At 71.8% G+C, this 11096-nt stretch carries 9 protein-coding genes; 4 read left to right on the top strand and 5 right to left on the bottom strand.

Features of this window, described 5'->3' with window-relative positions; genetic code table 11:
- Positions 1-310: 310 nt before the first annotated feature.
- Positions 311-859 (bottom strand): DUF2617 family protein, encoded by a 549-nt coding sequence (locus tag ACWCRA_RS33310; RefSeq protein WP_351549729.1) that lies wholly within the window; start codon positions 857-859, stop codon positions 311-313.
- An 881-nt stretch (positions 860-1740) separates the two neighbouring features.
- Here ACWCRA_RS33310 and ACWCRA_RS33305 point away from each other — a divergent pair.
- Positions 1741-2982 carry a pyridoxal phosphate-dependent aminotransferase gene (locus ACWCRA_RS33305; RefSeq protein ID WP_351549724.1) on the top strand — a complete coding sequence of 414 codons (1242 nt, stop codon included), beginning with the start codon at positions 1741-1743 and terminating at the stop codon, positions 2980-2982.
- A gap of 152 nt (positions 2983-3134) precedes the next feature.
- The gene (locus tag ACWCRA_RS33300; RefSeq protein ID WP_351549722.1) at positions 3135-4352 is read left to right on the top strand and encodes a hypothetical protein; all 1218 of its coding nucleotides are present in this window, start codon (positions 3135-3137) and stop codon (positions 4350-4352) included.
- A gap of 34 nt (positions 4353-4386) precedes the next feature.
- Here the strand turns inward: ACWCRA_RS33300 and ACWCRA_RS33295 are convergent, their stop codons facing one another.
- The gene (locus ACWCRA_RS33295; protein ID WP_351549719.1) at positions 4387-4923 is read right to left on the bottom strand and encodes a type III secretion system chaperone family protein; all 537 of its coding nucleotides are present in this window, start codon (positions 4921-4923) and stop codon (positions 4387-4389) included.
- Positions 4924-5041: 118 nt separating this feature from the next.
- Positions 5042-7639 carry an ATP-dependent chaperone ClpB gene (clpB, locus tag ACWCRA_RS33290; protein ID WP_351549716.1) on the bottom strand — a complete coding sequence of 866 codons (2598 nt, stop codon included), beginning with the start codon at positions 7637-7639 and terminating at the stop codon, positions 5042-5044.
- A 322-nt stretch (positions 7640-7961) separates the two neighbouring features.
- Here clpB and ACWCRA_RS33285 point away from each other — a divergent pair, with 322 nt between their 5' ends.
- Entirely contained in the window at positions 7962-8387 is a 426-nt protein-coding gene (locus ACWCRA_RS33285) for a pyridoxamine 5'-phosphate oxidase family protein (protein ID WP_351549713.1), read from the top strand.
- A gap of 170 nt (positions 8388-8557) precedes the next feature.
- Here the strand turns inward: ACWCRA_RS33285 and ACWCRA_RS33280 are convergent, their stop codons facing one another.
- Positions 8558-8878, bottom strand: a complete 321-nt coding sequence (locus ACWCRA_RS33280; RefSeq protein WP_351549710.1) for a (2Fe-2S)-binding protein — start codon at positions 8876-8878, stop codon at positions 8558-8560.
- Positions 8879-9273: 395 nt separating this feature from the next.
- Here ACWCRA_RS33280 and ACWCRA_RS33275 point away from each other — a divergent pair, with 395 nt between their 5' ends.
- Positions 9274-10257 (top strand): helix-turn-helix transcriptional regulator, encoded by a 984-nt coding sequence (locus ACWCRA_RS33275; protein WP_351549707.1) that lies wholly within the window; start codon positions 9274-9276, stop codon positions 10255-10257.
- Between the two features lie 386 nt (positions 10258-10643).
- Here ACWCRA_RS33275 and ACWCRA_RS33270 read toward each other — a convergent pair whose 3' ends face one another.
- Positions 10644-11096, bottom strand: a complete 453-nt coding sequence (locus ACWCRA_RS33270) for a heat shock protein transcriptional repressor HspR (RefSeq protein ID WP_351549704.1) — start codon at positions 11094-11096, stop codon at positions 10644-10646.

Below are 11096 nucleotides of genomic sequence, written 5' to 3'. Positions count from 1 at the left end.
CCGGGGGGGTGCGCGCCGCGGCGGGGCGGCCGGGGGCCCCCCCCCCCCCCCGGCGCCGGGGCGGGCCGCACGCCACCGCCCCGCCCCGGCGCCGCCCGCCGGGGTCCTCCACTGGGGCCCTCCACTGGGACCCCCCGGGCTCGCGCGCCCCGGCGGGCACGGGAGGCACCCCCATCGCGGTGGCTCGGCCCTCCGCCTCGCGGCGCACGGCACCGGACCCGGCTCACCGATCCGGCCCGGCCCGGCCCGGTCCGGTCCGATCCGGCCCGGCCCGGCCCGGTCCGGTCCGGTCCGGTCCGGAAGAGACTTCCTAGATCCCGGCGGGCTGGAGGGTGCGCCGCATGCGCTGTCTGCGGGAGACCGCGCCGACCCGGGTCCGGGTGACGACCAGCCGCCCTTCCTGCGGATACGCGTGCCAGGTGCGCCAGCGCACCTGGCCCTCCTGCCGCTGCGCCATCATGGCGGTGAAGGCGTGCGGGGAGCCGGGGAAGGTCCCGGCCAGGGAGTTGGGATGGTCGGTGACCAGCGCGAGGAGTTCCTGCGCGCGCCCCGCGAACGAGCCCTCGGAGAGCGTCTCGACGCGGGCGGCGAATTCGTACTCCCAGTCGCCGACTCTCTTGGCCACGCCCAGCGGGAGGGGCGTGCTGCTGCCGGACATACAGGCGACGGTCTCGGAGCAGGCGCCCTGCTCCTCCTCCAGGAGCACTTGGTGGGAGGCGCCGAGCAGTCTGAGCTGGAGCTTGGCTCCGGAGAGCTCCAGATCGAGGACGGCCAGGGCGGGAAGCGGCTCCCGTCCGAGTGCCCAGGCGAGGTCGTCGGCACGGGTGTCGGTGTAGGCGGTACTGAGGGTCGTGAGCATGGGTCGGCTCCGCAAACACGCTTCGGCGGTGGATACGTGAACCTGAGGCGCCCCTGAGCGGGAGTACATCAAGGTGGGAGGACCGCCTGCTCGGGGCCGGAAAGCCGGCCCGAGGGCTGGGTGGTTCCAACAGGTTCCGTCAACGACTGAATCATGAAGTACGCGGTGCTCGCAGTGTTTTTACCCAACTTGAAGGGGTTTCCATCCCCTAGGGGGCCTTACGGTTCAACTGTTCAACAAAACACCCTGCATAAACCCGCCCGCACGGGGTTTCCCGCGTACAGAACCGATGGAACGGATGGACCGGATGGAAAGGGTGTAACGGATGGAACCGCCGGAACAGCGGAAAAGAGGCATCCGGCGAGAGAGTTCTCGCCGGATGCCTCTTTCCGGTCGCGGACCCGCTGCCCCGTGTCAGCAGCCTCCGCCTCCGCACCCCCCGCCCCCGCCGCCACAGCTCGACGAGGACGAGCCGCAGGACGAGCCGCCGGACGACGGCGAGCAGTTGCCCGAGGAACCCGGGGAGCCATGGCTCCCCGAGGCCCCGCTGTCCCCCGACCACCAACTGCCGTCGGCGCCACCGCCACCCGCGTCCCCCCGCCTGCGGGAGGTGCGGTGGTTCCGCGCGCCCTTGCCGCTCCGCACCTTCCCGGCCCCGGCCCCCCGCCTCACCTGGGCGATCGCCAGCGCCAGAATCATCACGAACAGAATAGCGACGAAAGCTCCCATAGCCCCCACCGACTTTCTTCCCCCGAAGCGAGCCCCCCGCGCCATCGCGTGACCGCTTCTCGCCTGACTGCTCTGTGGAAGTGCGATGCCCGTGCCGCCACACGCCCAAAGCAGACTTGAGGAACTCCAGAGCTTCCACCGAGGATGGCGCCATGGCGACCAAGGATGTGCCCCCGCCCGGCCCCGTGCCCGGCACCCGACCGCTGCTCAACCGCCGGCTGGCCGAGTTCGGCACCACGATCTTCGCGGAGATGTCGGCGCTGGCCGCCGCGACCGGCTCCATCAATCTGGGCCAGGGCTTCCCCGACACCGACGGCCCCGAGGAGATCAGGGAGGCGGCGGTACGGGCGCTGCGCGACGGCCGGGGCAACCAGTACCCGCCCGGGCCCGGCATCCCGGAGCTGCGCGCCGCGGTCGCCGAACACCAGCTCCGCTTCCACGGCCTGACCGTGGACCCCGACACGGAGGTCCTGGTCACCGCGGGCGCCACCGAGGCCATCGCCGCCGCGCTGCTCGCCCTGGTGGAGCCGGGCGACGAGGTGATCGCGCTGGAGCCGTACTACGACTCGTACGCCGCCGCCATCGCGATGGCGGGCGGCCGGCGGGTCCCGGTGACCCTGCGCCCCGAGGACGGCGTCTACCGGCTCGACCCGGACGAACTGCGGGACGCGGTCACCGGCCGCACCCGGATGATCCTGCTGAACACCCCGCACAACCCCACCGGGACCGTGCTCGGCCGCGCGGAGCTGGCGGCCGTCGCCGAGCTGGCCGTCGAACGGGATCTGCTGGTCGTCTCGGACGAGGTCTACGAGCACCTGGTCTTCGACGGCGAGCATCTGCCGATCGCCGGCTTCCCCGGGATGCGGGACCGGACGGTGACCATCTCCAGCGCCGGCAAGACCTTCGCGTTCACCGGCTGGAAGGTCGGCTGGCTGACGGGCGCGCCGGAGCTGGTGGCGGCGGTGCGCTCGGCCAAGCAGTATCTGACCTATGTCTCCGCGGGCCCGTTCCAGTACGCGGTGGCCGAGGCGCTCCGGCTGCCGGACAGCTACTTCGACGGGCTCCGCGAGGAGCTGCGGGCCAAGCGGGATCTGCTGAGCGCGGGGCTCGCGGACGCCGGGTTCACCGTCTACCGCCCCGCCGGCACCTACTTCGTCACCACCGACATCCGGCCGCTGGGCGAGAGCGACGGATTCGCCTTCTGCCGCTCCCTGCCCGCCCGGTGCGGGGTGGTGGCGATCCCCAACGCGGTCTTCTACGACCACCGCGAACAGGGCGCGCCCTTCGTCCGGTTCGCCTTCCCGAAACAGGAGCGGGTGCTGCGGGAAGCGGTCTCCCGGCTGCGGACCCTGACGCCCGCCGGGGGCGGGAGCACGTCCGGCGGGCGCGGCTGACCGCCGGCGGCGGGGGCCCGGGGGCGCGCTGTCACGGGCGACACGCCCCCTTTCAGCCGACCGGGTGGGAACGGGCGCGAAACCGGCCCTGTCGGATGCTCAGCGCTCGCGCGAGCCGCCCGGGCCGCTCATGGTCGGTCTGACCGAACCCTGTGCGCGCCCGGAGGTGCTCCCTGTCCGCCGAGACTTTCGACGAAACAGACGGAACAGCGGGCGGCGGCACCACGGCGGTCTCACGGCCCGCGTCCCGCCGGCGCGCCGCGCTGCGGCGGGCGGCCCCCGCGCTCGGGCTGTTCGCCGCGGCCCGGCTGGCCGGGCTGCTGGTGATGACCGGCTGGGCCTGGCACATCGACCGCCCGGCCCGGCGCACCCTCGCCAGGTCCTGGGACTCCGACTGGTACATGCTGATCGCCGAGCACGGCTACGGACGCACCCTGACCTGGCCCGACGGCGCGGTCCAGAGCGATCTGGCGTTCTTCCCGCTCTACCCCGCGCTGATCCGCGCGGTGACCTCCGTCCTCCCGGTGACCAGCGGCACCGCCGGGCTGCTGATCTCCTGGACGGCGGCGGGCGCGGCGGCCTGGGGCATCTACGCCATCGGCGAGAAGCTCCACGGGCAGCGGGTCGCGAGCGCGCTGGTGGTCCTCTGGGGCCTGCTGCCGCACTCGGTCGTCCTCACCATGGCGTACACCGAACCGCTGTTGACCGCCTTCGCCGCCTGGTCGCTGTACGCGGTGCTGACCGGGCGCTGGCTCTGGGCGGGCGCCCTGGCGGTGCCCGCGGGGCTGGCCCGGCCCAATGGGGTCGCGGTGGCGGCGGCGGTGCTCGCGGTGGCCGCGTACACCCTGGTACGGGCCAGGGGCCGGGGCGGCGGACGGCGGATCTGGGCGGGGGCGGCGCTCGCCCCGCTCGGCTGGTGCGGCTATGTGCTGTACGTGGGGTTCCGCACCGGCAGCCCGCTCGGCGGCTACTTCGACGTGCAGCGCGGGTGGACCTCGAAGTTCGACTTCGGGGTGGGGGCGCTGCGGGTGGTCCGGGACATCGTGCTGCGGCCCGCGCTGCTGCCCCTGGTGCTGGCGCTGCTGATCGTCGCCGTCTCGGTGGTGCTGTTCGCGCTGCTGGCGCTGGACCGCCCGCCGGTGGCACTGCTGGTCTACACCGGGGTGCTGGTGCTGATCACCATCGGCGGCTCGGGCTTCTTCGAGTCCAAGCCGCGCTTTCTGCTGCCCGCGTTCCCGCTGCTGATCGTTCCCGCGCGGGCGCTGACAAGAGCCCGGCCCAGGGTGGCGGCCGTGGTGACCGCCGCCCTGGCCGGGCTCTCCTTCGCCTATGGGACCTATCTGCTGACGCTGTCCCCCATCGCGCTCTGAACGGGCGCGGCCGGAGACCGGGTGAGCGGACGGATCAGGCGTCGTCGCCGGGCTTCTCGTCGTCCGACGCGGGCTCCAGGCCCAGCTGCTCGATGAGCCACTTGTCGAACTCGATGGCGGCCCGCACCCAGCTGACGGTGGAGGACACGAAGTGCTCCAGGCTGACGCCCGCGCCGATGAGCATCTGCGCCTCACCGATGAGACGGATGGTGGCCCCGCCCTCCTCGTCCTCGTGGAGGTGGGTGTAGACCTTGGGCCACAGGGTGCGGCGGTTCCAGTCGTCGATGACATCGAGGACCTTGGACCGCTCCTCGACCGGCAGCGGCCGGTCGTAGAACGTCCGGACGGAGAAGACCTGCTGGTCCGCCTCGCCGCGGAACATGAAGTACGTGCGGAATTCCTCCCACGGGGCGGCGAGGTCGCCCTCGTCGTCAATGACGTACTTCAGCTCCATCTGGTCCAGGAGCTGCTTGACCAGGTCCTGGTCGGGAACGACGGGGCCCGCCGGTCCTTCGGCCTGGGGCTGGGGCTGGCCCCCGAAATTCGGAATCGAGGACGGATCGATGGTCACCGTGGATTTCCCTTCGTACGGATAGCCGCCATCCTCCCCCATCACGGGCCGGGTCCGGCACCCCCTACCCCCGAGGGAGCGCGGGCCCGCCGTCACAGGCCCGCGCCCACCGCCCGGACTACGGCGTTTTCCCGGCGGCCGGGCCCACGATCAGACCGTCCTCGAAACGGTCCACCCGGACGATGTCACCGTCCGTGACCTCCCCGGCGAGGATCTCCCGGGCGAGCCGGTCCCCGATCGCCGTCTGCACGAGCCGCCGCAGCGGGCGGGCCCCGTACGCCGGGTCGTGGCCCTCCCGGGCCAGCCACTGGAGCGCCTCCGGAGTGACCTCCAGGGTGAGCCGGCGCTCGGCGAGCCGCTGGGCCAGCCGGTCGAGCTGGAGCCCCGCGATGTGCTCCAGCTCGTCCACGGTCAGCGCCGAGAAGACCACCAGATCGTCCAGCCGGTTGAGGAACTCCGGCTTGAACGAGGCCCGGACGACCTCCAGGACCCGCTCCTTCCGCTCCTCCGCGCCGACCGCCGGGTCCACCAGGAACTGGCTGCCGAGGTTGGAGGTGAGGATCAGGATCGTGTTGCGGAAGTCGACCGTGCGGCCCTGTCCGTCGGTGAGCCGCCCGTCGTCCAGCACCTGGAGCAGGATGTCGAAGACCTCGGGGTGCGCCTTCTCCACCTCGTCCAGCAGCACCACGCTGTACGGGCGCCTGCGCACCGCCTCGGTGAGCTGGCCGCCCTCCTCGTACCCCACATAGCCGGGCGGGGCGCCCACCAGCCGGGCGACGCTGTGCTTCTCGCTGTACTCCGACATGTCGATGCGGACCATCGCCCGCTCGTCGTCGAAGAGAAAGTCGGCGAGGGCCTTGGCCAGCTCCGTCTTGCCGACACCGGTCGGGCCGAGGAAGAGAAACGATCCGGTGGGCCGGTCGGGGTCCGCGATGCCCGCGCGGGTGCGCCGGACCGCGTCCGAGACGGCCGCCACGGCCTCGCTCTGGCCGATCAGCCGGCGGCCCAGCTCCTCCTCCATCCGCAGCAGCTTCCGGGTCTCGCCCTCCAGCAGCCGGCCGGCCGGAATCCCGGTCCAGGAGCCGACCACATCGGCGATGTCGTCCGGGCCGACCTCCTCCTTGACCATGGTGTCCGTCCGCACCTCCGCCTCGGCCTCGGACGCCTCGGCCAGCTCCCGCTCCCGTGCCGGGATCTCCCCGTACAGCAGCTTGGACGCCGAGTCGAAGTCGCCGTCGCGCTGCGCCCGTTCGGCCTGGCCGCGCAGCTCGTCGAGGCGCTCCTTCAGCTCGCCGACGCGGTTGAGGCCCTGCTTCTCCTTCTCCCAGCGGGCGGTGAGGCCGCGCAGCTCCTCCTCCTTGTCGGCGAGGTCGCGGCGGAGCTTCTCCAGCCGCTGGACGGAGGCCGGGTCGGACTCGTTCTTGAGCGCCAGCTCCTCCATCCGCAGCCGGTCCACGGCCCGCTGGAGCTCGTCGATCTCCAGCGGGGAGGAGTCGATCTCCATCCGGAGCCGGGAGGCGGCCTCGTCCACCAGGTCGATGGCCTTGTCGGGCAGGAAGCGGGAGGTGATGTACCGGTCGGAGAGGGTGGCCGCCGCCACCAGCGCCGAGTCGGCGATCTGGACCTTGTGGTGGGCCTCGTACCGGCCCTTGAGCCCGCGCAGGATCGCGATGGTGTCCTCGACGGTCGGCTCCGCGACCAGCACCTGCTGGAAGCGGCGCTCCAGCGCCGGGTCCTTCTCGATCCGCTCGCGGTACTCGTCCAGGGTGGTCGCGCCGACCATCCGCAGCTCGCCCCGGGCCAGCATCGGCTTGAGCATATTGCCCGCGTCCATCGCGGAGTCGCCGCCCGCGCCCGCGCCGACGACGGTGTGCAGCTCGTCGATGAAGGTGATGATCTGGCCGTCGCTCCCCTTGATCTCGGAGAGCACGGTCTTGAGCCGCTCCTCGAACTCGCCCCGGTACTTGGCGCCCGCGACCATCGCCCCGAGGTCGAGCGAGACCAGCCGCTTGTTCTTCAGCGACTCGGGCACATCGCCCTTGACGATCCGCTGGGCCAGGCCCTCGACCACGGCGGTCTTGCCGACGCCGGGCTCGCCGATGAGCACCGGGTTGTTCTTGGTGCGGCGGGAGAGCACCTGGACGACCCGGCGGATCTCCTGGTCCCGGCCGATGACCGGGTCGAGCTTGCCCTCGCGGGCCGCGGCGGTGAAGTCCGTGCCGAACTTCTCCAGGGCCTTGTACTGGCCCTCGGGGTCGGGGGTGGTCACGCGCCTGCCTCCACGGACGGTCTCGAACGCGTCCAGCAGCCGTCCGGCCGACGCGCCCTGCTGAGTGAGCACCTCGCCGGCCTGTCCGCCCTTGGCGGCGAGACCGATCAGCAGATGCTCGGTGGAGACGTACTCGTCGTTCAGCTTCTTCGCCTGCCGGGACGCCTCGGTGATCACCGCGAGGAACTCCCGGTTGGGCTGCGGCGGCGCGACCGTGGAGCCGGTGACGCTGGGCTGGGCGGCGAGCAGCCGCTCCGCTCCGGCGCGCACGGCGGCCTGGTCGGCCTCGACGGCCGCCAGCAGGTCGACGAGATTCTCGTTCTCCTGGCCGGCGAGCAGCGCGACCAGCAGATGAGCGGGGGTCAGATCGGGATGTCCGCCGGACACCGCCAGGCTGGTGGCGGCGTTGATGGCGTCCCGGCTCTTGTTGGTCAGCTCGGCGTCCACGTGCGGGCTCTCCTCCTTCTTGGGGGGCGGTGGTCGGTGGGGGCGGCGGCCCGGCGGGCCTCGGCGGGCTCCGCCCGAGGCCGGGGCCCGTCGGGGCGCGGGTCGGGCGCGGGCCGGTGGTCGGGGCGCGGGCCGATGGTCAGGGCGTAGGCCGGTGGTCAGGGCACGGTCGGGGTGCGTCCCTCTCCTTCCCCTGAACACTGACGCTTTTAACCTGCACAAAGTTGAGTCTATTCCACTCAACCATGGTGCGCCATCCGGGTGGCGGACCGGGCGGCGGGCGGGCCGTTCACCCCTTGGCAGCTGCAATTACGCTGACGCCATGGCTCTCGATGTCAGCACTCTCAGCCCCGAGTACCTCGCCTTCTGGCGGGAGTACCACCTCTGCACCCTGACCACCCTGAGGGGTGACGGCAGCCCGCATGTGGTCCCGGTGGGGGTGACCTTCGACCCGGGGACCGGACTCGCGCGGGTGATCACCAACAAGGGCAGCCGGAAGGTCGCCCACATCCTCCGCGCGGAGCGGGAGGGCGGGGCGCGGGTAGCGGTCTGCCAGGTGGACCGGGGGCGCTGGGCGACGCTGGAGGGCCGCGCCCGGGTGCACACCGACGAGGAGCGGGTGGCGGACGCGGTGCGCCGCTATGCGGAGCGGTACGAGCGGATGCCCGCGCCCAACCCGGACCGGGTGGTCGTCGAGATCACGGTGGAGCGGGCGCTCGGCCGGGGGGCCGGCATCTCACGCGCCTGAGCGGCCCGGGTTCCGTGAAGCGGCCCCGGTCCCGTGAGCGGCCCCGGTCCCGTACCGGCCTGGCCTGGCCGCGCCGGGAAAAGCACAGCGGCGCCATCGCGTTTCAGGTCCGCGATGACGCCGCTGTGTGGGGGAAGCGCCTGAGCGATTTGGTACGACGGGGGAATCGCTCAAGCACTGCGGGGGGTGGCGGTGGTGGTGTCGGGCTCGGCCAGCTGGTGGTCACGCTGGTCGAGGTTCACGAAAATCATTCCGTAGCGGATCGCGCACCGTACGGGCTGCGGAGCGCCACGGGGCCGGCGAAGGCACCGATAGGCACGGACGTCCTCGTCCTCTTCACGGGCGACGACGATGGGCTCGCCGAACAGAGTGACCATCAACGAGTCGCCACGGTGGGGGATTGCCGTGACGAGGTCGATGAAATGCCACCCCGAGCGGTAGGCCGTCGCCATCTCACGCCGGAAGACCCGGTCGTCCGGTGGAACGGTCATGCTTCGGTGCTGCTGGTCGGAGGGACTCCCCAGGAGGGTTCGCCGGTCGGCGCGTCGCCCCAGGAGGGCTCACCCAGTCCGGCGGCGATCGTCTCCGTGGGGGCGGAACCCCACGAAGGCTCTCCGTTGAATCCCCATGAAGGCTCACCCTGGGTCCCCGCCACCTTGTCGGCAGGAGAGCTACCCCAGGAGGGCTCACCGGAGGCTCCCACGCCGAGCGCGGCAGCCGCTATGGCAAGAGCACAAAGAGCACGTAGCGTCCTAGACATGGGTGATCTCCACCTCTTTTGATCATTCCTCCTCCCCCGCGCATAAGACGATGTCTCACTCCGAACGCTTGCACCAGCGACGGCAGGCATCATGTTCCTGTAATGCAGGAGCCTGAGGGGGTGCATATGACGTCGAACGAGGGCGAATTCGGACACCCTCATGCAGACGGCGAGTTGTGCGAGGCTGGGAAAAGTCTGTACATCACCGCTCTTCGTACCGGTCGAATCGCCCGGTCGGAAGCGGAACCCACACCCTGCCTCTTCGATCTCGCCCTGCTGCACCCGGACCCCGACGACGCGCAGTGGCTCCGTCCGGTGCCGCCGACCACCGCGCTGACACAGCTGATACACCCCATTGAGCGGGAGATCCAAGAGCGCCGACGCCGAACGGTGGCTCTGACCGACGCTCTTGAGCCATTCATGGCGTTCACCGCTCAGAATTCCACCGCTCCCCAGGGCGTAACCGTCCTGGAGGGCCTCAACCGCATCAACTCGACCCTCGACCAGGTCACCGCCGACTGCACCGAGGAACTGCTCACCGTCCAGCCGGGCAGCGGCCGGCAGCCGCACATCCTGGAGAAGGCGCTGCGCAGGGTGGAACCGCTGATCGAGCGGGGTGTGCGGATGCGGACGCTCTACCAGCACACCGCCAGGCACCACCCGGCGACGCTCGCCTATATGGAGCAGGTCGGGCCCTCCGGGGTGGAGGTGCGGACGCTGGAGGAGATAATCGACCGGCTGATCATCGTGGACCGCAGGGTCGCCTTCATCCCGGCGAGCAGCGACCGGCTCTCGGCGCTGGAGCTGCGGCACAAGGGGATCGTGGAGTATCTCGTCGGGGTCTTCGAGCAGTTCTGGCTGCACGGACTGCCCTGGGAGGAGCCGGTGAGCTACGGACCGGACCTGGACGGCATCACCGGGGTGCAGCGATCCATCGCGAAACTGCTGGTGGAGGGGCATGTGGATGAGGCCATCGCCCGTCGGCTCGGGATGAATGTCCGGACCTGCCGGGCCCATATCGCCAAGCTGGGGTCGTCGCTGGGCAGCGGCAGCCGCACCCAGCTGGGGTATCTGATCGCGCAGTCGAAGCTCCTGGAGCACGACTCCTGACGCCCCGTGCGGTGCGCCCGCCCGGCCCCGAGGGGCCGGGCGGGGCGGAAAGGCCAAAAACCATCGCCCCCGGTGCGGACGCACCGGGGGCGATGTCGATGGCGGGGGCCGTGGGAGCCCCTTACGGGCCGCCTGACGGCCTGTCCGCCCCGGGGCGCCGCCGGGAGGCCGGACGGGGGCGGTACGCGGCCGAGCGGCCCCCAGGGCGGTTCATCCGCCGCGGAGCCGCTCGGACCCTGCGAAACCTTCCGGCCAGGGAGACCGGAGGCCGGGCACCGGGACCGGCGCGGACGCCGGGCAGAACCGCCGGGACCCCGGCCGGGACCGGCGGCCGGTCTCCGGGGCGGCCGGGACCCGCGCGGGCCGCCGGCCCCCGGGCCGGCCGGTCAGTCCCCGGACCCGGGCCGCTTGGGGCGCCACACCACCAGCGCGCTCGCCTGCTGCACATCCTGGTACGGCACAAGATCGCGCCGGTAGGAGGCGTGCACCTGGGCCTCGCGCTGCTGGATCGCCACCGCCGCGTTCTCCACGGCGGACGACAGCTCGGCCACCCGCGCCTGGAGCGCGGCGACCTGGTTCTCCAGCTCGATGATGCGCTTGATCCCGGCGAGGTTGATGCCCTCGTCCTGGGACAACTGCTGGACGGTGCGCAGCAGCTCGATGTCCCGGGCGGAGTAGCGCCGCCCCCGGCCGGGGGTGCGGCCGGGCGAGACCAGACCCAGCCGGTCGTACTGCCGCAACGTTTGCGGATGCAGACCGGAGAGCTGAGCCGCCACCGAAATGACATACACCGGCGACTCTTCGGTCAGCTCGTAGGGATTGCGGCGCCTTCCGTCCAT

Source organism: Streptomyces sp. NPDC001889 (genome assembly GCF_053594535.1).
The sequence above is the reverse complement of the archived record's forward strand: the minus strand, read 5'-3'. Positions and strand labels throughout refer to the sequence as shown.

Coding starts and splice junctions, on each gene's coding strand:
- ACWCRA_RS33280 (WP_351549710.1), bottom strand. CDS start 8,878: ATGACCGTTCCACCGGACGACCGGGTCTTCCGGCGTGAGATGGCGACG.
- ACWCRA_RS33310 (WP_351549729.1), bottom strand. CDS start 859: ATGCTCACGACCCTCAGTACCGCCTACACCGACACCCGTGCCGACGAC.
- ACWCRA_RS33305 (WP_351549724.1), top strand. CDS start 1,741: ATGGCGACCAAGGATGTGCCCCCGCCCGGCCCCGTGCCCGGCACCCGA.
- ACWCRA_RS33270 (WP_351549704.1), bottom strand. CDS start 11,096: ATGGACGGAAGGCGCCGCAATCCCTACGAGCTGACCGAAGAGTCGCCG.
- ACWCRA_RS33285 (WP_351549713.1), top strand. CDS start 7,962: ATGGCTCTCGATGTCAGCACTCTCAGCCCCGAGTACCTCGCCTTCTGG.
- ACWCRA_RS33275 (WP_351549707.1), top strand. CDS start 9,274: ATGACGTCGAACGAGGGCGAATTCGGACACCCTCATGCAGACGGCGAG.